We start from the raw sequence: 21,095 nt of genomic DNA, 5'->3' as shown, positions 1-21,095 counted from the left end.
CGACCCGGCCTATATCGGAGCTATGGCCGTCGTCATTGATCAAACCGAAAAAGACCGCCGGGCGCTCCGGCATCCCGAAAAAGCCAAGAACCCGGAAGGGCCGGTTTTACGAAAACCGGAATGGATCCGGGTGAAAGCGCCAGGCGGGAAAGCCTATGCGGGCACCGAGACCGTGGTGCGCGAGCATGGCCTGCACACCGTCTGCGAAGAGGCGGGCTGCCCCAATATCGGGGAATGCTGGACCCATCGCCACGCCACCATGATGATCCTGGGCGACACCTGCACCCGCGCCTGCGCCTTCTGCAATGTGAAGACCGGCCTGCCGAGCGGGCTTGATACAGAGGAACCGGCGCGTGTCGCCGAGGCGGTCGCCAAGCTGGGTCTGCGCCATGTGGTCGTGACCTCGGTCGATCGTGACGACCTCGCCGATGGCGGCGCCAAGCAATTCGCCGACACCATTACCGCTATCCGTGCCGCCAGCCCCGGCACCACCATCGAGGTGCTGACGCCGGATTTCCGCGGTAAGCCGGGCGGCATCGAAACCGTGATGGAAGCGCGCCCCGACGTCTTTAACCATAACCTCGAGACCGTGCCGCGGCTCTACCTCTCCATCCGCCCTGGCGCGCGCTACTACCATTCGCTGCGCCTCATCGAAGAAGCCAAGAAACTCTATCCCGAAGGCTTCACCAAATCCGGTCTGATGGTCGGCCTGGGTGAGACCCGCGAAGAGATCATGCAGGTGATGGACGATATGCGCTCCGCCGGCGTGGATTTCCTCACTATCGGCCAATATCTGCAGCCGACCCGCAAGCATGCGCCGCTCGACCGCTTCTGGACGCCGGAAGAATTCCAGGCCCTGGAATCGACCGCCAAGGTAAAGGGCTTCCTGATGGTTTCGGCGACGCCGCTGACGCGTTCCTCCTATCACGCCGATGCCGATTTCGCGCAGATGAAGGCCAACCGGACGGCAAAGGGCGGCTGATGCCCCGCCATCGCGAATCCCGGATTCTTCCGTATACGGCTGATCTGATGTTCCAGATCGTGTCGGATGTGGAGAAGTACCCGGAATTCCTTCCCTGGGTGACAGGCCTGAAAATCGTGCGCCGTGTCTCGGACACGGTGTTCGATGCAGAAATGCGCGTCGGCTTCGCTGGCCTGAATGAGCGCTATATCAGCCGGGTCACGCTTGATCCCGTGGCGCACACCGTCGATGTGGTGAAGACAGAGGGTGGACCCTTCCGCCAGCTCGAAAACCGCTGGCGCTTCACGCCGACCAGCGAAAGCCAGTGCAAGGTGGAGTTCTCTATCGCCTTCGAATTCCGCTCCATGCTGCTCAACATGGTGGCGGGCAAAGCCTTTGAAGTCGTGATGGGCCAGATGGCCGGCGCTTTCGAGACGAGGGCGCGGAAGCTGTCGCGAAAGACTATTACCTAAGCCCTTTCCGTCATGGCCGGGCTCGGACTCGGCCATCCGGGGTTTCCGAATTCTTCTGCAAAGATGGATGGCCGCCTCAAGGACGGCCATGACGGTTTAGGGTTGTGCGAGCTGCTTCCGCACCAGCTTCAACGCTGCTTCAACCGTTGCAAGGCGCACTTCTGTGCGGCCGATATCGCCGAAGCGGTGTTCTTCATAGAGGGTTACGCCGTCCTCGCGCGCCGCTGCCATATGCACAAGGCCGACGGGCTTCTCTGCGCTGCCGCCGCCAGGGCCAGCGATGCCGGTAACGGCAACGGACACTTGCGCAAGCGATTTCTGTACCGCACCTTCAGCCATGGCACGCGCCACCACTTCAGACACCGCGCCGTTATCCTGGATCAGCGATAAGGGAATGCCGAGCAGATCGGCTTTGGCTTCGTTGGAATAGGTGACGAAGCCACGCTCCACCACATCGGAGGAGCCAGGAATTTCGGTGAGAAGCCCCGCGATCAACCCGCCGGTGCAGCTTTCTGCGGTGGCGATCATCACGCCTTTCGTGCGCGCCTCATCCAGCACCGTCGCGGCAAGCTGAATGAGGGCGTCTGAAAACATCAGAGGAATCCCGAAAAGGCAAAAAGAAAGACGACAAAGCCAGCAACCGCGCCTGCGAGCACATCGTCAGCCATAATGCCCAAGCCGCCTTGAAGTTTCTCGGCCCGGCGGATCAGGCCGGGCTTGGCGATGTCGAAGAGGCGGAACAACAGAAACGCCGCGACATAGCCACCAATGGAAAGCGCGGGCTCGTCGTGCATCGCGGCCATGGCACCGATGGCGCAGGCGAGCCACTGCCCGGCGAATTCGTCGATCACGCATTCCTTGGGGTCTTTGATGCCGGTGGAGTTGGCATATTGCTCCGACGCCCAAACGCCGACCGCGGTGGTGATCACGGCGAGGACCGCAAGGCCCTGCCAGCGCGTCAGCCACAACACTGGAATGGCAATCACCAGCGCGGCAAGGCTCGCGACCGTTCCAGGCGCTTTGGAAACCCGGCCAACCCCGAAGCCTGTGGCAAGCGCTGCGCTCATTTCAACACCATGGGAGGAAAGACGACGGTTGCGACCGCTTGCGCGGCGATGCCTTCACGACGACCAGTAAAGCCGAGGCCCTCGGTGGTGGTCGCTTTCACGCTGACGCGCGAAATATCCATTTTCAGCACTTCGGCGATCTTAGCACGCATGGCTTCGCGTTGCGGGCCGACTTTCGGTCGTTCGCAAATGATGGTGACGTCGCAGTGGCTGATCACGCCGCCCTTGTCGCGCACCAGGCTCGTCGCATGGGCCAGGAAGATCGTGGAATCGGCGCCACGCCAGCGTTCATCCGTAGGCGGAAAATGGGAGCCGATATCACCGTCGGCGATGGTGCCGAGCAGCGCATCGGTCAAAGCATGTAAGCCGACATCGGCATCGGAATGGCCTTCGAGCCCATGGCTATGGGGAACTTTCAAGCCGCAAAGCCAGATGTGATCGCCTTCGCAGAATTTATGCACGTCATAGCCTGAGGCGGTGCGCACATCGGGAAGCGTAGTCTCGCGCGCCTTCAAAAACATTTCGGCGGTGGAAAAATCTTCCGGCGTGGTGACCTTCATGTTGGTTTCTTCTCCCGGCGTGGCGACAATCTTCAATCCGGCGAGCGCAGCCAGCGCCATATCGTCGGTGACCTCTTGGGAGGCGAAGTCGCGATGGGCTTTCAGAATGGTAGCGAAGCGGAAGCCCTGTGGGGTCTGGGCCCGCATCAGCCCGTCGCGCGGGACCGTCACCCATTGCCCGTCGACTTCCTTGCGCAAGGTATCGCAGACCGCCAGATGCGGTACGGCGGCGTCGGCCCCCGCTTCCAAGGCCGAAATTACCCCGTCCACCACCTTGGGCGAGACGAGGGGGCGGGCGGCATCATGGATCAGCACAAAATCTGGCTTATGGGCGGCCAAGGCCTCCAGCCCCAGGCGAACACTTTCCTGGCGGGTGGCCCCCCCGGTTTGGGGTGGCAACAGTTTCAACCCGGCGGTGGTTTCGGCGAAAAGCGAGGCCTGCTCGGGGCCAATCATCACCTGGACGAGAGCGCCCTCATACCGGGCAAACGCCTCCAAGGTACGGCGAAGAATGGGTTTTCCCGCGAGGGGCGCATATTGCTTGGGTACGGCACCGCCGGCCCTGACGCCTTTTCCCGCGGCAACGATCAAAATGGCTAAACGCGACATAGATCAGACTCTAGGAACCGGGGTTGGATAAGCCATCGGCTGTCAACTTCCTAGGCCTGCGACAAGCCCCAGACGCAGGGGAATCGCAAAAGTCACGGAACGGAGCTATAGGAACCCACCAGCCTGCGACTCCCTGATCCAAAAAATGCCTTCTTTTAGGCAGCGCAAGGTGTTGCACAGTTTGTCAGCATTGCTCTATCATGCCCAAGTAATAGGCATGGATATGAGTGTGCCCGCTTCATCTGGTATGGCCGATCTGCCCGTGACGGCCCAAATCGCCAACGCCCTCCCGATGCCCGTGATCGTGGTCGGTCCCGGCCTTGAGATCGTCTTCGTGAATCCTGCCGCTGAGCAGTTTTTCTCGACCGGGGCTGGTTTGTTGTCGAAACAGACTTTGCGGGATTTGATCCCCTTCGGCAGCCCCGTCTTACAGCTTGTATCGCAAGCGATTGAGCGGCGCGCCTCGGTGGGCGAACGCCATGTCGATCTGTCCACGCCGCGTCATGGTGAGCATGTTGCTGATATTACCGTGTCGCCATTGATCGAGCCGGATGGCGCGGTGGTGATCACGCTGCAGGAACGCAGCCTTGCCCAACGCATCGACAAGCAATTGATCGCGCGCGGCGCGGTGCGCTCGCTGCACGGCATGGCCTCAGTGCTGGCGCATGAGATCAAGAACCCGCTGGCGGGTATTCGCGGTGCGGCGCAGCTCATTGAAGAGCAATTGCCACCGAATGAACGCGAGTTGACGCAGCTTATTCTGGACGAGGCGGATCGCATCCGCGGCTTGATCGACCGCATGGAATCCTTTGGCGACACGAGGAGCTTCCCCCGCGCGCCCGTCAACATTCATGAAGTCCTCGACCGAGTGCGCCGTGTGGCGGAATCGAGCTTCGCCCGCAACGTCAAATTCGTAGAGCAATTTGATCCCTCGCTGCCGCGCGTCTCCGGCGATCGCGATCAGCTTATTCAGGTCTTCCTCAATCTGGTGCGCAACGCAGCCGATGCACTGCCGGAGCAGGGCGGCGAAATCACGCTGACCACCGGCTATCGCCCGGGCGTGAAATTCGGCGCGGCGGTAGCGGGCGAAAGACTCAGCCTGCCGCTGGAAGTGACCGTGCGTGATAACGGGGCGGGTATCCCGTCCGATTTGATGCCCTACATCTTCGATCCTTTTGTCACCACCAAGCGTGGCGGATCGGGGCTGGGGCTGGCGCTGGTGGCCAAAATCATCGGCGACCATGGCGGGGTGATCGAATGCGATTCGGTGCCGCGCCGTACGATTTTCAAAATCCTCCTGCCCAAGGCAGTGATCGGACCCGAGGAGAGCAAGAATGCCTGACGGCACTATTCTGATTGCCGACGACGATTCCGCCATCCGCACGGTATTGAACCAGGCCCTGGGCAGGGCTGGCTATAACGTCCGCACAACGGGCACGGCCGCCGGGCTCTGGCGTTGGGTTTCGGCCGGTGACGGTAATCTCGTCATTACCGATGTCGTTTTGCCGGACGAAAACGGCTTCGATCTCATCCCGCGCATCAAGCGGCTGCGGCCTGATCTGCCGGTCGTTGTGATGAGCGCGCAGAACACGATCCTGACGGCGATCACCGCGGCCGAACGTGGCGCGTTCGATTACCTGCCCAAGCCCTTCGATCTGAAAGAGCTGACCAGCGTGGTGCAGCGCGCGCTCGCCGCGCCACAGAAGACGCGCGATACCGCCACCGATCATGAAGGCGAGGAGAACGGCCTGCCCCTGATCGGGCGCTCCGCCGCGATGCAGGAAATCTACCGTGTCATCGCACGTCTGACCCAGACCGACCTCACCGTCATGATCATGGGCGAGAGCGGCACCGGCAAGGAACTCGTCGCCCGCGCGCTGCATGATTATGGCAAGCGGCGGCATGGCACCTTCGTCGCCGTCAACATGGCCGCGATTCCGAAGGAACTCGTGGAAAGCGAACTCTTCGGCCATGAGCGCGGCGCCTTCACCGGGGCTACGAACCGCGGTGTGGGGCGCTTTGAACAGGCCGAAGGCGGTACGCTGTTCCTGGACGAAATCGGCGATATGCCGCTGGAAGCCCAAACCCGCTTGCTGCGCGTCTTGCAGCAGGGCGAATACACCACTGTGGGCGGCCGCACGCCGATCAAGACTGACGTGCGCATCATTGCCGCCACCAATCGCGATCTGCGCCAGCTCATCCAGCAGGGCCTCTTCCGCGAAGACCTCTACTACCGCCTCAACGTGGTGCCGCTGCGCCTGCCGCCGCTGCGCGAGCGTGCGGAGGACATTCCTGATCTTGTCCGCCACTTCCTGCGCAAGGCCGAGGAAGAGGGCCTGCCCGCGAAGCATCTGGAGCCTGAGGCGCTGGAAATTCTGCGCCACCACCGCTGGCCCGGTAACGTGCGCGAATTGGAAAACCTCATCCGGCGCCTCGCGGTGCTGCATGCCGGTGATTCCATCCCCGCCGCCGCCGTTGCCACCGAACTGAAAGAACCGGTGCGGACCTCGAGCGCGGAGGAGGGTGACGAGCCCGTCTCACTCAGCGCGGCGGTCGAGCGCCATCTGACCAAGTATTTCGGCAGCCATGGCGACCGCCTGCCGCCTCCGGGCCTCTATGACCGGGTATTGCAGGAGATTGAGCGCCCGCTTCTGTCCATCTGCCTCGCCGCGACGCGGGGGAACCAGATTCGCGCCGCGCACCTTCTTGGGCTCAACCGTAACACGCTACGCAAGAAAATCCGGGATCTGGGCCTGGAGGTCATCCGCGGCTTGAAGTCGGAATAAGCCGCGAAATAGGCGGAAAACGGGGCCAAATTAACCAGGCCCAAAGCTGTCACCGCTGCATTCTTGCAACAGGTGTCGATTGCGTTACACTGGCCTTTTCCGAAGCGTTGGCTGCCACTTAGGGGGGCCACCGCTTTTTGGCGGTTGGGTATGGCAACGACAACAGTCGTAAAAACATCGGGCCGAAAGTTAACGGGCGCAGGCGGGCTTTCCGGCCCTGCTTGGCTCGCCATAAGCATGGCCCTGCTGTCGCTCGCCTCGGGCGGCTATCTCTATCTTTCGCTGAAGACCTTGAAGCCGACCGACGGGACGCCGCCGGGATTGATTGCACTTGGGCTCGTCAATCTCGCCATGGTGCTGGCCCTGGGCACCCTGATCGCGTGGCGATTGGTGCGGCTTTGGGCTGAGCGCCGCTCCGGCCATGCCGGTTCGCAGCTCCATGCACGGCTGGTGATGACCTTCAGCTTGATCGCCGTGGTCCCGACCATCCTGGTCGCGGTCTTCGCTGCGGTGACGCTCAATCAAGGGGTGGAGGCGTGGTTCTCCTCCCAGGTCAAACAGGTGGCCCGCAACGGCGCCCAGGTCGCCGAGGCCTATCAGCTCGAGCATGAACGCACCCTGACGGCAGATGCGCGCGAAATCGCCAATGCGCTCCAAAAAGATCCCGAGATTTTCGATTGGAAGACCGACAAGGTGCAGCTCGGCATTCTCTTTGCCAAGCTGCAAGACATGACGCGCAATCACGGCTTGAAAGCCTCTTTCGTCATCGATTCCAGCGGCGGTGTGCTGTCGCGTACGGTTCCAATCAACAACCGCAATCCCAATTTGGCCGCCGCACCGCAGCCCACTGCGGAAGCCTGGAATATTGCGCGTGACGGCACCATCGTCATCGATGGCAAGCCCGATCAAGGCATCGTCTACGCGCTGGTGCGCCTCACGGCGCTGAATGACGCCTATCTCGTGCTGGTACGTACCGTCGATCCCAAAGTGATCGGCTATTACCAGCGCACCCAGGAATATTACGACCAGTACAAGGCGACCGAGCGCAACAAGTCGAGCATTCTTTTCACCTTCGCCAGCCTTTATGCCGCCGTGTCGATGGTGATCCTGCTCGCCGCCATCTGGCTCGGCCTCTGGGCAGCCAATCGCATCGTGCGCCCGATCTCACGCCTGATCAGCGCGGCCGAACGGGTCTCCGAAGGCGACCTCAAGGCGCAAGTGCTGATCGAACGCGGCGACGATGAGATGGGCGCGCTGGGCGCCGCCTTCAATCGCATGACGCATCAGCTTGATGCCCAGCGCGGCGCGCTGATCGCCGCCAACCAGCAAAATGAAGAGCGCCGCCGCTTCACCGAAACCGTGCTTGCAGGTGTGTCGGCGGGCGTGATCGGCCTTGATGGCGATGGCAAGATCACTATCGTCAACCGCGCCGCCGCGCGCCTTTTGAATGCCGCGCCGGAAGAGCTTGAGGGCCAGCATTACGCCGAAGCCGTTCCCGAACTTGCTGCCTTGATCCGCCGCGCCATCCAGGAACCTGTGGGGCGGGCGAGCGGAGAGGCGACCGTCAAGCGTGGCTCCAGCACGCGTCAGCTTTCGGTGCAGGTGACAAGCGAGCAGGGCCGCCAAGCGTCCGGCTATGTCGCGACCTTTGACGACATCACCGATCTTGTCTCCGCACAGCGCACCGCTGCCTGGGCCGATGTGGCGCGCCGCATCGCGCACGAAATCAAGAACCCGCTGACGCCGATCCAGCTTTCCGCCGAGCGCCTCAAGCGGCGCTATCTCGAGCGTGTCGGCGAAGACAGCCAGGTCTTCGAGCAATGCACCAACACTATCATCCGTCAGGTCGGTGATATCGGCCGCATGGTAGATGAGTTCTCTTCTTTTGCGCGTATGCCGACGCCGGTGATGCGCCGCGAATGCGCGCAGGAACTTGTGAGCCAGCCGCTGTTCTTGCAGCGTGAAGCTCATCCGGAAATCACCTTCGACTCCGATCTGCCGAAGGAGATGGTCTATCTTGAATGCGACGGGCGCTTGGTCAGCCAGGCGCTGACTAATATCATCAAGAACGCAACGGAAGGCATCGCCTCGCGCTTTGCCCAAGGCGACGATCTTCCAGGAAAAATCTTGGTTGCCATAGAAACGTCCGACTCGCTTGTTGCATTCCGAGTCACCGATAACGGTATTGGTCTGCCTGCGGAGCATCGGCACCGCTTGACCGAACCCTATGTTACGACGCGTGCGAAAGGCACCGGCCTCGGCCTTGCCATTGTACGTAAGGTCATGGAGGACCATGGCGGCGAGATCCTCCTCGAAGACGCCGCAGAAGACGGGAAAGGAGCACGGGTGTCACTCGTGTTCCCGCTGAAACAACGGAACTTGCGTGAAAAAGGTCTAACCGATGAGCAAACACGGATTGCCTCTCGCGTCTGAAATTCTGGTTGTCGACGACGAAGAGGATATTCGCGACCTGATCGCGGGGATCTTGAACGACGAAGGCTATGGCACGCGCAGTGCCGGCGATGCTGATGCTGCGCTTAACGCTGTGCGCCAGCGCCGTCCGCAACTCGTTGTTCTCGACATCTGGCTGCAGGGAAGCCGCCTCGACGGCATCCAGGTGCTGGAAGCGATCAAGCGCGAGCACCCCGATCTGCCGGTGGTGATGATCTCCGGTCATGGCACCATCGAAACCGCGGTCGCCTCGATCAAGAAAGGCGCTTACGACTTCATCGAGAAGCCCTTCAAGGCGGACCGGCTCATTCATGTTGTCGGACGTGCCTTGGAAGCCGCGCGCCTCAAGCGTGAAGTGCAAGAGTTGAAGCTGAAGGCGGGCGATGAGACCGAACTCGTCGGCCAGTCCTCGCTGATGGCGCAAATCCGCCAAGCGGTGGAGAAGATCGCGCCCACTAATAGCCGTGTCTTTATCTCTGGCCCTCCGGGTTCGGGTAAGGAACTGCTCGCGCGTCTCTTGCACGCCCGCTCACGCCGCGCCGGCAATGCCTTTGTGGCGGTCAACTGCGCCACCATGGAGCCCGATCGCATCGAAATCGAACTCTTCGGCCAGGAAACCGCCGAGGGACCGCGCAAAATCGGTCTCTTGGAACTTGCCCATAACGGCACGCTGTTCCTGGACGAGGTCGGCGACATGCCGCTCGAAACCCAGGGCAAAGTACTGCGTGTTCTGGTCGATCAGACTTTTACGCGGGTAGGGGGCACCACCCGGGTGCAGGTGGATGCGCGCGTGATTTCGTCCACCTCGAGCGAATTGCGCAACGAGATCTCCGCGGGCCAGTTCCGTGAGGATCTCTATCACCGCCTCAATGTGGTGCCGGTGCGCGTACCGCCTCTCGCCGAGCGCCGTGACGACATTCCGCTCCTGGTGCAGCATTTCATGAAGCGGCTATCGGCGGCTTCCGGCCTTCCTATGCGCGAAATCGGTGACGACGCCATGGCGGTGCTGCAGGCCCATTCCTGGCCGGGCAATGTCCGCCAGCTCAGGAATGTCGTCGAGCGCCTGCTTATTCTGGCCACGGACGATACCGCCCAAGCCATCTCCGCCGACCTTCTGCCGTCTGATCTTGGTGCGGGCGCGCAGTGGGGAAGCAACAGCCGCAGCGATCTCGTCATCTCGCTGCCGCTACGCGAGGCGCGGGAAATCTTCGAACGTGATTACCTCATCGCCCAGATCAACCGCTTCGGCGGCAACATCTCGCGCACGGCAGCCTTCATCGGCATGGAACGCTCCGCCCTGCACCGGAAACTCAAATCCCTCGGCGTCGGCTCCAGCATCACCGGTCGGGAAGGGGTTGGGGTGTAGGAAAGCGCAATGAAATGGTCGCCGCGTAAGCCTGCTGGGCGGATCGCTTATGTTGATGGGCGCTATGTCGTGCATGGCGAGGCAGGCGTGCATGTCGAGGATCGCGGGCTGCAGCTTGGCGATTCCGTTTATGAGGTCTGGCGCCTAAGGGCAGGGCGCCTCCTCGATCTCGAAGAACATTTCGACCGGCTGGAACGCTCGCTCGGCGAGATCGCGATGGCGATGCCGATGAGCCGCGCCGCCTTCAAGCAGGTACTTTCCGAGATCGTCCGCCGCAATACCCTTACAGACGGGATCGTCTATCTCCAGGTCACGCGCGGGTCAGTCCGGCGCGATCATCCGTTGCCGGACAATCCGCCTAAACCGTCTGTGATCCTGACAGCTCGCCGCCTCGATACCGCCGCGCTCGACAAAAAACTGAGCCATGGCATCTCGGTGATCACTTTGGCGGACGAACGCTGGGGGCGCTGCGACATCAAGTCCACGCAGCTTTTGGCCAATGCGCTCGCCAAAACCGCAGGCAAAAAAGCGGGTGCGGGAGAGGTCTGGCTGGTCGATCGGGATGGCTTTGTGACCGAGGGCGCCTCCACCACGGCCTGGATCGTGGACCTGGAGGGGCGGCTTCGCACCCGTCCTTTAAGCTCTGCCATCCTGCCGGGCGTCACCCGCCGGATGCTCCTTCAAGTGGCAGAACACCTTCAAATTCCCGTTTTGGAACGCGCCTTTACGGTCAAGGAGGCGAAAGCCGCCCGCGAGGCGTTCATCTCCTCGGCGACCTCGGCCGCCATGCCGGTAATCGCGATTGACGGCGTTCATCTGGGCGACGGCACGCCAGGGCCAGTGACTTTGGCATTACAAGCGCACTATCTGAAACAGGCTTGAAACCTCGCCCCAAGCGCCTGGCGCTACTTTTAGCCGAGGGGTTTCGCACAAGCCGTATAAGGGCTTATGTTGGGGCCACTATGCTTCGCGAAAAAGGCGGGGCCAATAACCAGACGGGTAAGCAATAATGAGCGAAAAACAACAAAACCTGCAGGACACCTTCCTGAACGCAGTCCGGAAGAGCAAATCGTCCGTCACCATCTTCCTGGTTAACGGGGTGAAGCTTCAGGGCAACATCACCTGGTTTGATAACTTCTGCGTGCTCCTGCGCCGCGACGGCCAGGCCCAGCTTGTTTACAAGCACGCCATCTCGACGGTCATGCCTATGGGGCCGGTTCAGCTCCAGGAGCAGGAAACCGCGGGCGAGTCTGCTTAGTTATCAGTGAGTGCAGTCCCCATTGAGTGCTGAACGCGATACCGACACCGTGCGGCCGCGCATGGCGGTTGTCGTCCATGTAGAGCCGAAATCACGCCTGGACGGGCTCGACCGCGATGCTGCGGCGCGCCTGGCCGAGGCGGTTGGCCTGACCGCGGCCATCGGGCTGGTGGTGGTGGGCGAGTACATCGTCCCCTTAAGCCGCCCCACGCCCGCTACCCTGATCGGCTCCGGCAAGGTCGAGGAGATCGGCGCGGACATCCATGCCCGCCAGGAAGCCGACGAAGACGCGCCTGAAGTGGTCATCGTCAACGCCGCGCTTTCCCCGGTGCAGCAGCGCAACCTTGAACAGGCCTGGAAAGCCAAGGTGCTGGACCGCACCGCGCTCATTCTGGAAATCTTCGGCGAGCGCGCCCGTACCCGTGAAGGCCGGTTGCAGGTCGAGCTTGCCCATCTTTCCTATCAACGCTCCCGGCTGGTCAGGACCTGGACCCATTTGGAGCGCCAGCGCGGCGGCTTCGGCTTCCTGGGCGGTCCGGGCGAAACCCAGATCGAAACCGACCGCCGCCTGATCGGCGAGCGCCTGGCGAAAATCCGCCGCGAGATCGAGGGCGTCAAACGCACCCGTCACCTCCAGCGCCGGGCCCGCAAGCGCGTGCCGTTCCCGGTGATCGCACTGGTGGGCTACACCAACGCCGGTAAATCGACCCTCTTCAACAAGCTGACCGATGCCGGGGTGCTGGCCAAGGACGTGCTCTTCGCCACCCTGGACCCGACTATGCGCGGACTGAAGCTGCCAGGCGGCACACGGGTCATCCTCTCGGACACGGTGGGCTTCATCGCTGACCTGCCGCATGAGCTGGTGGCCGCCTTCCGGGCCACCCTGGAAGAGGTCTTGGAAGCCGACCTCATCGTCCATGTCCGCGACTGCGCCCATGAGGAGACCGAGGCACAAAAGGTGGACGTTCTTAAAGTACTCTCTGAGCTGGGGATAGAACCGGGGATAACTGGTCCCGGTGCGGCTGCCGCAGCGGCAGGCGACGATCGCATCCGCCCCTTCGTGGAAGTGCTGAACAAGATCGACCTTTTGGAGCCGGAAATCCGCGACGGGCTCATCGAGCGCAATGAACGCCCGGATGGTCAGGTGGCGGTCTCTGCTATCACCGGCGAAGGTCTGGAGCAGCTTTTAGCTAGGTTTGAAGCCGAAATATCTGGCGCCAACATATACTTCTCTCTCAGCCTGGATGCTGGTGACGGCGAGGGTCTGGCCTGGGTCTATCGCCACGGTCAGGTCATAGAGAAGACCTATAACGACGACGCCACGGTCGATCTGGCGCTCTCGGCCACACCTACGGAGCTGGAGAAATTCGAGCACCGCTTCGGCGAGAAAATGGCGCGCGAACGGACGGTTGCAGCCGAGTCTTAATCCAATCGTCATGGCCGGGCCTAGACCCGGCCATCCCGGTTTAAGCGTGGACGGCGGCCTCAAGGGTGGCCATGACGGCTTAGGATTTCTTCGGCAGCCCTTTGGCCTCCACCCAGAGCGCTTCCATCTCCCCGAGGCTCGCTTCGGCCGGGCTGCGGCCCTGGGCTTCAAGGCTCGTTTCGATGTGCCTGAAGCGGGTGACGAACTTATGATTCGCTTTGCGTAGAGCCTCTTCCGGGTCGATCTTCAAGTGCCGTGCGAGGTTTGCCATGACAAACAGCAGATCTCCCATCTCTTCTTCGACATGAGCGGGGTCGCTACCGTTATCCACACTATCCACAACCTCGGCCGCCTCCTCGGCGATCTTGTCGAGGACCTTGCGGGCATTATCCCAATCGAAGCCGACGCTTCCGGCACGTTTTTGAAGCTTCTCGGCGCGGGTCAGCGCGGGCAGGGCTTTCGGAACATCGGCGAGCAGGCTGGTATGCTTGGCGGCGCGTTCCTTGCGCTTCAAATCTTCCCAAGCCGCGGTCTGGGCGACGGCATCTTTCGGGGTGTCAGCATCGCTGAAAACATGGGGGTGGCGGACGATCATCTTCTCGACAATGGCCGCGACCACATCCTCGAACCGGAACAGGCCTTGCTCAGCCGCCATCTGGGAATGGAACACGACCTGAAACAGCAGATCGCCCAGCTCCTCTTTCAGATGCGGCCAGTCCTTTTCCTCAATGGCCGAGGCGACCTCATAGGCTTCCTCGATGGTGTAAGGCGCGATGGTCGCGAAACTCTGCTCGCGATCCCAGGGGCAGCCACCCTCCGGCGAACGCAGCTTAGCCATTAAAGCGAGGAGGCCGGGGAGGTCTTTGCTGGGCAGACTCATGGTCCATGATAAGAGCGGCGGAGCCCGCAACCGGCAAGGCTCCGCCGCATTAATTTAGGCTTCCAGTTCTTTCAGCTTGGCCTGGGCCTGCATGACAAAGCCCATCAGCTCCGGCCCGAAAGGCAGCTTCGGCGCGACATCGGGGGTTGCGAAAGCCTCCTTCCAGACGCTGGTAAGCTTGCCTTGCACGGCGCTGTCGCCGCCGGTGAACTCCAGCACCAGCGCGCGCCAGCGCCGGGCCAGATCGAGGGCCGCGGGCGAGGCGGGATCACCGATCTTCATCAAGGCCTTGGCCTCGGCAATTAAAGCGTCCCAGCGCTGGGTTGCGGCGTTCTGATCGAATTTGCGCTGCTTGATCTCGGCGAGTTCCTCGGGGCTGAAATGCTTGGCCGAAATCGGGTCGAACAGCGCGTTCAGCTCTTCGGCGGTGGGTTTTGCGGTCATGGTGGTCTCCGTCGTCAGGTTGGATAGATCGTCGACAGAGAGGTCCTGACCGGTGGCAAGCTTGGCGCGCGCGGCCCGCACCAGCTCCAGCGCATGACCGAGCCGGCCGACATCGCGCGCCAGTACGCTTTCCTGGAGTTCCAGAATAGCGTCCAACGAGGCGAATTGGCCTTGGAGCAGGGTCCCGATCCGGGCGAGCGGTAGGCCAAGTCCTTTAAGCGCCAGCACTTGATGCAGCCGCGCCATCTCAGCTGGCCCGTAAGCCCGCCAGCCATTTTCGGCCCGGATCGGCTTCACCAGCCCGTGGCGCTCATAAAGACGGAGCGCCTTGGCGCTGACGCCGAGCTTCCGCGCGGCTTCGGCTGGGCTAAGATGGATATCGGACGGCGTGGTCATCAGCTTGTTCATCGGTCAGGTCTCAATCGACCGCAACACCTCTGAAGGCGGACCTTGGGGACGGGTCAAGCGGGTTTTGGCGGGATTTGGGCGAGGGCGCGCGATTGGCGCCGTCACAGCCGCAAATCCAGGGTAGGGACCAGCACGCACAATTTTACCCGGGTGTTATTGATTTCTAATTTTACCCGGGTATATTCCCGCCGTCTTCTGAGCCCCCGAATGGCTATGCCCAATTCCATATGGCCCAAAACTACTTGGATCGCCTTTGCCAAGGATGTCCGCATAGCGGTTGGCGCCCCCGAAAAGGTGGCCGCGCAGTTGAAAGCATTCTCGGAAGATCACCTCGATACGCCCATCATCCTTTTGGATGCCCATACCAGCCAGCCGGTGGAGATCGATCTGCGCGGCTCCCTTGCTGCGATCCTGGAGCGTCTGCCGGACGATTCCCTGCCATCTGAGCACCCAGCCGAATCCACGCACCGCGCGCCAGGAAGACCCAAGCTTGGTGTGGTGGCGCGGGAAGTGACCTTGCTGCCGCGCCATTGGGAGTGGCTGGGGCGCCAGCCCGGCGGGGCCTCTGTGGCTTTGCGCAAACTCGTCGAGGCGGCGCAGCGGGCTAATCGGGACGTCGACAGCCAACGCGAGGCGAGGGACTCGGCCTACCGCTTCATGCATGCCGTGGCGGGTGACGCGGCTGGTTTCGAGGAAGCCTCGCGCGCGCTCTTCCGGGGGGACCTCAAAAAGCTTGGAGACCTCATCGCGAGCTGGCCGCCCGATCTGCGGTCGCATCTATGGGAACTGGCCCGCCGCGCGGTGCCTGCCTCTTCTGAAACGTCCTCATCCACCATGGAAATGCAGACCCCGTGAACGCCCCCGCTCCGCCTCTAGGCAATTCCGGCCCCAAGGATTCGCCGCGCGCGCCCGCCATGGTTTTTATCATGCTGGCGGTACTGATCGATATTATCGCCATCGGCCTAATTGTGCCTGTGCTGCCGCTGCTGGTGGGAACATTCACCAAATCGGCCAACGAGCAGACCTTCTGGTTCGGGGCCATCGCCTTGACCTTTGGCGTCGCCAATTTTTTCGCTTCACCAATCCTGGGCGGCTTATCGGACCGCTTCGGCCGCCGCCCTTTGATGCTTTTGGGCTTTTCGGGCCTGGCCATCAGCTTCATCTGTACGGGACTCGCCACCGCGCTTTGGATGCTAATTGTGGTCCGGCTCTTTAGCGGAGCTATGGTCTCCAACGCGGCGGTGGCCAACGCCTATGTGGCCGACATTACAGCGCCAGAGGACAGGGCTAGGCGCTTCGGCTTAATGGGGGCGATGTTCGGGCTGGGCTTCACCTTGGGGCCAGTCATGGGGGGCTATCTCGGCAGTATTGATCTGCACTTGCCGTTTTATGCGGCTGGCGGAATGGCCATCCTGAACTGGATCTACGGCTATTTCGTACTGCCGGAATCCTTGCCGCCGGAGCGGCGCAGACCCTTTGAATGGCGCCGCGCCAATCCGTTTGTGGCACTGACGGGCCTCAGCCAATTGCGCGGGGTAGGGTCGCTGGTCGTCGTCATCGCTCTCGCCGCCTTAGCGCAATACACGGTGCAGAACAGCTTTGTGCTCTATACCACCTTCAAATTCGGCTGGGGACCGCGGGACAATGGCCTGGCGCTTTTCACCGCTGGTCTGGCCTCGGTGGTGGTGCAGGGCTTTCTGCTCAAATACGCGCTGCGGCATTTGTCGGCCCGGATTCTGGCTGTAGGCGGCTTGCTGGCTTCGACGCTGACTCAGCTCGCTTTCGGCGCAATCACCGAGGGCTGGATGATGTTCGTGGTCATCATCGTGGGGACGTTCTTAGGTGGCGGCGCCATGGCCGTGATCCAAAGCCTGGTTTCCAACGCCGCCGACGCGCGCAGCCAAGGCCAGACCATGGGGTCCGTCGCCGCCGTAAACAGCCTGATGGCAGTGCTGGCGCCGGTCATCAGCGCCAGCTTGCTCGGCATCGTGGCGCATCTGCCCAAAGGCGATTGGCGCATGGGCCTGCCGTTTTACTTCTGTGCCGGGCTGCAGCTTACCGGCGCGGTTTTCGTGACACGCTATTTTTCACGGCGGACTGAGTAGCTGGGGGCGGGGTCTCTGCGGCGGCTTAGCGCGCCGCTCCAGCCCCCAGCCCGCCGGCACTAAGGTTTTTCGTATAAGATATATGCACTAAGGTTTTTCGTATAAGATATATTATGGGAAATATTGGATGGTGGAATCCTGGGCTAGGTGGGATTTCGTCCTAGCGGCCCCATTTCAGCCAGAACCATCTTGGGTATCTGCCTTTTCAAATCCTCAAACCCACATACGCCGCAAAGCGTTGTATACTGGCACAGCCTCATCAAGGCAGGAGTAACACAATGCCCAACAAGAAGACCGACGAACCTGTCACTGCACCCGCAGACGGTCCTGTCGCTGAACATCTGCACGACGATACCAAGCGTCCGCTCAAAGCTAAGATCGGCGGCGTCCCCGAGAACATCGCCAACGCCTTTCCGAACAAGGGCGCCCGTAATTTCGGCCAGCTCAAGGGCGGCCAGCGCAATTTCCGCCATCAGGGCCGCTGAGCGCGTATTTTTCGCGTATTTTCAGTGACTTAGTGGATTTTCTGGCTTCCCATACCGGGCAGGGTGCGCTATAAGGGATCACCCTGCCCGCGCTTCTCATTTTCATGGGAAATTTTGGGGAAATCGCGCCGATGTCCGTCGACACCCAGCCTTCTGTCACCGCTCCCGCCCAAAAAAAGCGGTTTCGCTGGGAATGGCTGGTGGTGGCCGTGGTCCTGATCGGTGTGGTCGCCATGGAAGGCCTGCCGACCATCGCCTTCATCCGCAATCAACGCGACCGCGATCATGCCGTCGAGCGGATTTCCGCTTGCCGCGCCAAACACGGCCAGGCCACGCCGCGCTCACTGATCCTCTATGAGATGGAAGCCAAGGGCGAGAAAGCCTGGCGCCAGACCGCCGCCGAGCTCGAAAAAGCCTGCGAAGCCCAAAAATGACGAATTAGCCCTTGAACTCGCAGGGTCTAATTCCCATCTCCCGTAAATCCCGAAAAAAGCATCACAGCGGCAGCGACAGCCGCATGCCGTCAAAGGCAGGCTCGATGCCGTCTGGCAGGTTGGCTTTCAGCACCTCGTAATCCAAATCCTGATGCAGATTGGTCAGAACCGCGTGGCGCGGCTGAACCCGCGCGATCCATTCCAGCGCCAGCGCGACATGGGCATGGGTCGGGTGCGGCTTGTGGCGGAGCGCGTCCACGATCCAGGTATCGACACCGCTGAGCACCTTGAAGGCGTCTTCCGGCAGCGCGCTCACATCGGGCGAATAGGCCAAATCGCCAAAGCGGAATCCGAGCGAGCGGATTCGGCCGTGTTCCTGCCAGAAAGGCTGAACCGGAAGAGGGCCCCCTGCCCCATGAATTTCAAATGCCGGCAGCGACGGCGGCCAGACATTGAGTTCCGCGATCGGCGGATAGGGGCTGCCTTGCGGAGATTGGAAGCAATAGCCGAAGCGCTCCAGCACCGTATGGGCGCAATGAGGATCAGCAAAAACTGGCACGCGGCGCTCTATGACATGCGAGACTTGGCGCAGATCATCCAGGCCATGAAGCTGATCGGCATGATCATGGGTCAGCAGCACAGCGTCCAGCGTGGCAACCTTCGCCGCCAGAAGCTGCTCACGAAGATCGGGCGATGTATCCACCAGCACCCGCGTGATGCCTCTGGGACCATGGCGCTCCACCAGCACCGAACAGCGAAGGCGCCGGTTCTTAGGGTTAGTGGGATCGCAGGCACCCCAATCGCCCGCGCCATCCGCACCGCCCAGCCGCGGCACACCCGAGGAGCAGCCGCTGCCAAGAATGGTGAGGACGAGACGGTCAGACATGTGGGCGCGAGGCCTTATCGAAGAGGCGGAAGAAGTTGTCGGTAGTCACCTGCCCCAGCTCTTCCAGGCTGATGCCTTTGAGCTCGGCGAGGACCTTGGCGGTGTGCACCACGAAAGATGGTTCGTTACGCTTACCACGATGCGGGATCGGCGCCAGATAGGGCGAATCCGTTTCCACCAGCAGCCGGTCCATCGGCACACTGCGGAACACCTCGCGTAAGGGTTCGGCATTCTTGAACGTGATCACGCCCGAGGCCGAAAGATAGAAGCCCATTTTCAGCCCGGCTTCGGCGAGCTTGGCCGTGCCCGAGAAACAATGCAGCACCGCCTTAAAGGGCGCGCGTTTCATTTTCTCTTCAAGCATGGCGATGGTGTCGTCTTCGGCATCGCGGGTATGGATGATCAGCGGCAGGCCGGTTTGCGTGGCTGCATCGATATGGACCAGGAAATTGGTGGCCTGTTCGGCGCGCGGCGAATGATCGTAATAGTAATCAAGCCCGGTCTCGCCGATGCCGATCACTTTTGGATGTTTGGCGGCGTCGAGAAGCGCAGCCGGATCGGTCAGCGGCTCGGTCGCGGCATCATGCGGATGCACACCAACCGTGCACCACACATTGTCATAGCGCTCCGCCACCGCCAGCGTTTTCGGAAAAGTGGAAAGCTTGGTGCCAATGGTGACGCAAGTGTTCACGCCAACCGCCTGTGCGCGCTCGATCACCGCCGAGCCTTCCTCGGCGAAGCTGTCATATTCCAGATGGCAGTGGCTATCGACGAACATTTCTTTCCTCAAACAGGCCCGGCACGGCGCGTGGTGGCCGACAATTCGCGCGCGGCACCGATCAAGCTCTGGCGCGGGTCCAGATGCAACGCATCGCTACGGGCAAAGTGACGGCGCAGCCGTTCCAGCGCGTCCACCCATTTGTGCAAGCCCGTCTGGCCCTGCATGGCGCGGGCGCGAATGCGTTCGGTCAGGTTCTGCGCCAGAAAATCGCCGAGCAGGTCGAGCCCATCGGTGATGCGCGACAGTTTATCGGAGAGCGAATAGAGCGCCAACATGTCCGGATTGCCAGCACGATCGATCAAGGCTGTGGCCTGTTCTGCGAGAGCAAGCCCCTCGCCTTGCGCCAATCTCAGCGCCGCGCCGAGCGATCCGCCGGAAAGTGCCGCCAGGCTCTTGCGTTCTTCGCCCGCCATATCCGGCAGAAGTTTCGCGAGCTCGCTTTGCATATCCGTTTCGCTGAGCGGCTTCAGCATCAAGCGCTGGCAGCGCGAACGGATGGTCGGCAGCAAACGGCCCGGCGTATTGGTGAGGAGCAGCAGCATCGCCCGCGACGGCGGCTCTTCGAGCAATTTCAACAGTGCGTTGGCGGCGTTGTCGTTCATATCATCGGCGGTATCGATGATCACCACGCGCCAGCCGCCCGCGCCCGAGGTCATGCCGAAAAAGGAATTCAGGCGGCTCATTTCGTCGACGCCCAGGACGGTCATCAGCTTGCCCTGGTCGTTATAGCCGCGCTTCAAGACAAGCAGGCCAGGATGCGCGCCCGCAAGCACTTGCAGTGCGGCCGGATCGTTCGGCGCCACCGAAAGATCTTCCGGGCCTTGATCGCTGGCGCCGTAAGCCAAAAGATAGCGTGCGATGCGATAGGCCATGGTGGCCTTGCCGACGCCGGGCGGGCCGCACATCAGCCAGGCTTGCGGCGGACGGCGCCCGCGCAAAGCACGCGACACGATAGAGAGCGCCGCGTCTTGCCCGACAAGCCGCATGGTTTCGCGCGGATGCGGCGCCCCTTCCACCCGATCGAGCTCGGCACTCTCTTGGACTTTGGGTTTGCGCGGGGCCATCAGGATTCCATCACTTCAGCCGGTAACGCTTTTTCACTGCCGAGAACACCGCTTTTTCCACGGCATCGATATCCTGATTGGCATCGATCACCACGCAGCGGCTAGGGTTGCGTTTGGCGATATCGAGATAGGTTTTGCGCATCCGCGCATGCACATCGAGATCCATTTCTTCGAAACGGGTTTCGACATTGCCGTGACGCTCAAGCGAACGCTTCAAGCCGATTTCGACCGGCAGATCGAGGATCAAGGTCAGATCCGGTTTGAAGTCGTCGATCGCGATGGCCTCAATGCGGCGCACGGTTTCACGCGCCAGCCCGCGGCCTCCGCCCTGATAGGCATAGCTCGAATCCGAAAAGCGATCACAGATGACCCATTTGCCTTCTGCCAGCGCGGGCTTGATGGTGCGTTCGGTATGATCGGCGCGCGCCGCATAAAACAACAGCGCTTCGGTCAGCGGACTCCATCTTGCCGGTTCGCCGCGCAACACCAGCGCGCGGATTTCCTCCGCGCCCGGCGAACCGCCGGGCTCGCGCGTGACGAGGGCGGAAATCTTGCGCTCGGCCAGCGCCGCTTGCAGGCGTTTGGCTTGCGTGGATTTTCCCGTCCCCTCGCCGCCTTCAAAGGTTATGAAACGGCCCGGTTTCGCCATGA

At 61.6% G+C, this 21,095-nt stretch carries 22 protein-coding genes; 13 read left to right on the top strand and 9 right to left on the bottom strand.

From position 1 onward, the window contains the following. Positions 1-22: 22 nt before the first annotated feature. Positions 23-982 carry a lipoyl synthase gene (lipA, locus tag FHS83_RS16555; protein WP_167084145.1) on the top strand — a complete coding sequence of 320 codons (960 nt, stop codon included), beginning with the start codon at positions 23-25 and terminating at the stop codon, positions 980-982. Next, positions 982-1,434 (top strand): type II toxin-antitoxin system RatA family toxin, encoded by a 453-nt coding sequence (locus tag FHS83_RS16550; protein ID WP_167084144.1) that lies wholly within the window; start codon positions 982-984, stop codon positions 1,432-1,434. Before lipA ends, FHS83_RS16550 begins: the two co-directional genes overlap by 1 nt. A 96-nt stretch (positions 1,435-1,530) precedes the next feature. On the opposite strand, the gene FHS83_RS16545 is transcribed toward FHS83_RS16550, so the two are convergent. The 3 genes from FHS83_RS16545 to FHS83_RS16535 are packed head-to-tail and all read right to left on the bottom strand — an operon-like array spanning position 1,531 to position 3,670. After that, positions 1,531-2,028: a CinA family protein gene (locus FHS83_RS16545; protein ID WP_167084143.1), complete on the bottom strand. Its 498-nt coding sequence runs from the start codon at positions 2,026-2,028 to the stop codon at positions 1,531-1,533. Beyond that, positions 2,028-2,501: a phosphatidylglycerophosphatase A family protein gene (locus FHS83_RS16540; protein ID WP_167084142.1), complete on the bottom strand. Its 474-nt coding sequence runs from the start codon at positions 2,499-2,501 to the stop codon at positions 2,028-2,030. Before FHS83_RS16540 ends, FHS83_RS16545 begins: the two co-directional genes overlap by 1 nt. After that, positions 2,498-3,670 carry a bifunctional 2-C-methyl-D-erythritol 4-phosphate cytidylyltransferase/2-C-methyl-D-erythritol 2,4-cyclodiphosphate synthase gene (locus tag FHS83_RS16535; protein WP_167084141.1) on the bottom strand — a complete coding sequence of 391 codons (1,173 nt, stop codon included), beginning with the start codon at positions 3,668-3,670 and terminating at the stop codon, positions 2,498-2,500. Before FHS83_RS16535 ends, FHS83_RS16540 begins: the two co-directional genes overlap by 4 nt. A gap of 223 nt (positions 3,671-3,893) precedes the next feature. Between FHS83_RS16535 and glnL the strand changes: the two genes are divergently transcribed. The 7 genes from glnL (at position 3,894) to hflX (ending at position 12,957) form a co-directional block, all read left to right on the top strand. Next, positions 3,894-5,012: a nitrogen regulation protein NR(II) gene (glnL, locus tag FHS83_RS16530; protein ID WP_167085584.1), complete on the top strand. Its 1,119-nt coding sequence runs from the start codon at positions 3,894-3,896 to the stop codon at positions 5,010-5,012. Beyond that, positions 5,005-6,456 (top strand): nitrogen regulation protein NR(I), encoded by a 1,452-nt coding sequence (gene ntrC / locus FHS83_RS16525; RefSeq protein WP_167084140.1) that lies wholly within the window; start codon positions 5,005-5,007, stop codon positions 6,454-6,456. Before glnL ends, ntrC begins: the two co-directional genes overlap by 8 nt. A gap of 150 nt (positions 6,457-6,606) precedes the next feature. Then, positions 6,607-8,889 carry a sensor histidine kinase NtrY-like gene (locus tag FHS83_RS16520; RefSeq protein ID WP_167084139.1) on the top strand — a complete coding sequence of 761 codons (2,283 nt, stop codon included), beginning with the start codon at positions 6,607-6,609 and terminating at the stop codon, positions 8,887-8,889. After that, entirely contained in the window at positions 8,858-10,273 is a 1,416-nt protein-coding gene (gene ntrX / locus FHS83_RS16515) for a nitrogen assimilation response regulator NtrX (protein WP_167084136.1), read from the top strand. Before FHS83_RS16520 ends, ntrX begins: the two co-directional genes overlap by 32 nt. A 9-nt stretch (positions 10,274-10,282) precedes the next feature. After that, positions 10,283-11,155 (top strand): D-amino-acid transaminase, encoded by an 873-nt coding sequence (locus FHS83_RS16510; RefSeq protein WP_167084134.1) that lies wholly within the window; start codon positions 10,283-10,285, stop codon positions 11,153-11,155. Positions 11,156-11,279: 124 nt separating this feature from the next. After that, on the top strand, positions 11,280-11,531 hold the full coding sequence (gene hfq / locus FHS83_RS16505) for an RNA chaperone Hfq (RefSeq protein WP_167085582.1): 252 nt from the start codon (positions 11,280-11,282) through the stop codon (positions 11,529-11,531). A 61-nt stretch (positions 11,532-11,592) separates the two neighbouring features. Beyond that, a complete protein-coding gene (hflX, locus tag FHS83_RS16500; protein WP_167085580.1) occupies positions 11,593-12,957 on the top strand; it encodes a GTPase HflX in 1,365 nt (454 codons plus the stop codon). A gap of 79 nt (positions 12,958-13,036) precedes the next feature. On the opposite strand, the gene mazG is transcribed toward hflX, so the two are convergent. Then, positions 13,037-13,837 carry a nucleoside triphosphate pyrophosphohydrolase gene (mazG, locus tag FHS83_RS16495; RefSeq protein WP_167084132.1) on the bottom strand — a complete coding sequence of 267 codons (801 nt, stop codon included), beginning with the start codon at positions 13,835-13,837 and terminating at the stop codon, positions 13,037-13,039. Positions 13,838-13,891: 54 nt separating this feature from the next. Continuing rightward, on the bottom strand, positions 13,892-14,689 hold the full coding sequence (locus FHS83_RS16490) for a MerR family transcriptional regulator (protein ID WP_167084130.1): 798 nt from the start codon (positions 14,687-14,689) through the stop codon (positions 13,892-13,894). 207 nt (positions 14,690-14,896) lie between these two features. Here FHS83_RS16490 and FHS83_RS16485 point away from each other — a divergent pair, with 207 nt between their 5' ends. From FHS83_RS16485 to FHS83_RS16470, 4 genes are all read left to right on the top strand, one after another. Beyond that, positions 14,897-15,544 carry a DUF2239 family protein gene (locus tag FHS83_RS16485; RefSeq protein WP_208414913.1) on the top strand — a complete coding sequence of 216 codons (648 nt, stop codon included), beginning with the start codon at positions 14,897-14,899 and terminating at the stop codon, positions 15,542-15,544. A 59-nt stretch (positions 15,545-15,603) separates the two neighbouring features. Beyond that, the gene (locus tag FHS83_RS16480) at positions 15,604-16,794 is read left to right on the top strand and encodes an MFS transporter (RefSeq protein WP_167084128.1); all 1,191 of its coding nucleotides are present in this window, start codon (positions 15,604-15,606) and stop codon (positions 16,792-16,794) included. 278 nt (positions 16,795-17,072) lie between these two features. Further along, the gene (locus tag FHS83_RS16475; protein WP_167084126.1) at positions 17,073-17,279 is read left to right on the top strand and encodes a hypothetical protein; all 207 of its coding nucleotides are present in this window, start codon (positions 17,073-17,075) and stop codon (positions 17,277-17,279) included. A gap of 131 nt (positions 17,280-17,410) precedes the next feature. After that, positions 17,411-17,713: a hypothetical protein gene (locus FHS83_RS16470; RefSeq protein ID WP_167084124.1), complete on the top strand. Its 303-nt coding sequence runs from the start codon at positions 17,411-17,413 to the stop codon at positions 17,711-17,713. A 61-nt stretch (positions 17,714-17,774) separates the two neighbouring features. On the opposite strand, the gene FHS83_RS16465 is transcribed toward FHS83_RS16470, so the two are convergent. Genes FHS83_RS16465 through tmk form a run of 4 tightly spaced genes read right to left on the bottom strand, consistent with a single transcriptional unit; the run spans position 17,775 to position 21,093 of the window. Continuing rightward, a complete protein-coding gene (locus FHS83_RS16465) occupies positions 17,775-18,599 on the bottom strand; it encodes an MBL fold metallo-hydrolase (RefSeq protein WP_167084123.1) in 825 nt (274 codons plus the stop codon). Continuing rightward, a complete protein-coding gene (locus FHS83_RS16460) occupies positions 18,592-19,377 on the bottom strand; it encodes a TatD family hydrolase (RefSeq protein WP_167084121.1) in 786 nt (261 codons plus the stop codon). The genes FHS83_RS16465 and FHS83_RS16460 overlap by 8 nt, the downstream gene beginning before the upstream one ends. An 8-nt stretch (positions 19,378-19,385) precedes the next feature. Further along, positions 19,386-20,444, bottom strand: coding sequence for a DNA polymerase III subunit delta' (locus FHS83_RS16455; protein WP_167084119.1), 1,059 nt, complete (start codon positions 20,442-20,444; stop codon positions 19,386-19,388). 10 nt (positions 20,445-20,454) lie between these two features. Further along, complete coding sequence (gene tmk / locus FHS83_RS16450) at positions 20,455-21,093, bottom strand: dTMP kinase (RefSeq protein WP_167084117.1); 639 nt, start codon at positions 21,091-21,093, stop codon at positions 20,455-20,457. Positions 21,094-21,095: the final 2 nt, after the last annotated feature.

The organism is Rhizomicrobium palustre, from assembly GCF_011761565.1.
GTDB classification, from domain to species: domain Bacteria; phylum Pseudomonadota; class Alphaproteobacteria; order Micropepsales; family Micropepsaceae; genus Rhizomicrobium; species Rhizomicrobium palustre.
This window is presented reverse-complemented; position numbering and strand designations above follow the sequence as displayed.

Bases quoted from the DNA above. Each gene is read 5' to 3' on its own strand.
- mazG (WP_167084132.1), bottom strand. From the start codon at position 13,837: ATGAGTCTGCCCAGCAAAGACCTCCCCGGCCTCCTCGCTTTAATGGCT.
- glnL (WP_167085584.1), top strand. From the start codon at position 3,894: ATGAGTGTGCCCGCTTCATCTGGTATGGCCGATCTGCCCGTGACGGCC.
- FHS83_RS16460 (WP_167084121.1), bottom strand. From the start codon at position 19,377: ATGTTCGTCGATAGCCACTGCCATCTGGAATATGACAGCTTCGCCGAG.
- FHS83_RS16465 (WP_167084123.1), bottom strand. From the start codon at position 18,599: ATGTCTGACCGTCTCGTCCTCACCATTCTTGGCAGCGGCTGCTCCTCG.
- ntrX (WP_167084136.1), top strand. From the start codon at position 8,858: ATGAGCAAACACGGATTGCCTCTCGCGTCTGAAATTCTGGTTGTCGAC.
- FHS83_RS16485 (WP_208414913.1), top strand. From the start codon at position 14,897: ATGGCTATGCCCAATTCCATATGGCCCAAAACTACTTGGATCGCCTTT.
- FHS83_RS16455 (WP_167084119.1), bottom strand. From the start codon at position 20,444: ATGGCCCCGCGCAAACCCAAAGTCCAAGAGAGTGCCGAGCTCGATCGG.
- hflX (WP_167085580.1), top strand. From the start codon at position 11,593: ATGGCGGTTGTCGTCCATGTAGAGCCGAAATCACGCCTGGACGGGCTC.
- FHS83_RS16540 (WP_167084142.1), bottom strand. From the start codon at position 2,501: ATGAGCGCAGCGCTTGCCACAGGCTTCGGGGTTGGCCGGGTTTCCAAA.
- FHS83_RS16545 (WP_167084143.1), bottom strand. From the start codon at position 2,028: ATGTTTTCAGACGCCCTCATTCAGCTTGCCGCGACGGTGCTGGATGAG.
- FHS83_RS16470 (WP_167084124.1), top strand. From the start codon at position 17,411: ATGTCCGTCGACACCCAGCCTTCTGTCACCGCTCCCGCCCAAAAAAAG.
- lipA (WP_167084145.1), top strand. From the start codon at position 23: ATGGCCGTCGTCATTGATCAAACCGAAAAAGACCGCCGGGCGCTCCGG.
- FHS83_RS16535 (WP_167084141.1), bottom strand. From the start codon at position 3,670: ATGTCGCGTTTAGCCATTTTGATCGTTGCCGCGGGAAAAGGCGTCAGG.
- FHS83_RS16490 (WP_167084130.1), bottom strand. From the start codon at position 14,689: ATGAACAAGCTGATGACCACGCCGTCCGATATCCATCTTAGCCCAGCC.
- FHS83_RS16520 (WP_167084139.1), top strand. From the start codon at position 6,607: ATGGCAACGACAACAGTCGTAAAAACATCGGGCCGAAAGTTAACGGGC.
- FHS83_RS16480 (WP_167084128.1), top strand. From the start codon at position 15,604: ATGGTTTTTATCATGCTGGCGGTACTGATCGATATTATCGCCATCGGC.
- ntrC (WP_167084140.1), top strand. From the start codon at position 5,005: ATGCCTGACGGCACTATTCTGATTGCCGACGACGATTCCGCCATCCGC.
- FHS83_RS16550 (WP_167084144.1), top strand. From the start codon at position 982: ATGCCCCGCCATCGCGAATCCCGGATTCTTCCGTATACGGCTGATCTG.
- tmk (WP_167084117.1), bottom strand. From the start codon at position 21,093: ATGGCGAAACCGGGCCGTTTCATAACCTTTGAAGGCGGCGAGGGGACG.
- FHS83_RS16510 (WP_167084134.1), top strand. From the start codon at position 10,283: ATGAAATGGTCGCCGCGTAAGCCTGCTGGGCGGATCGCTTATGTTGAT.
- FHS83_RS16475 (WP_167084126.1), top strand. From the start codon at position 17,073: ATGCCCAACAAGAAGACCGACGAACCTGTCACTGCACCCGCAGACGGT.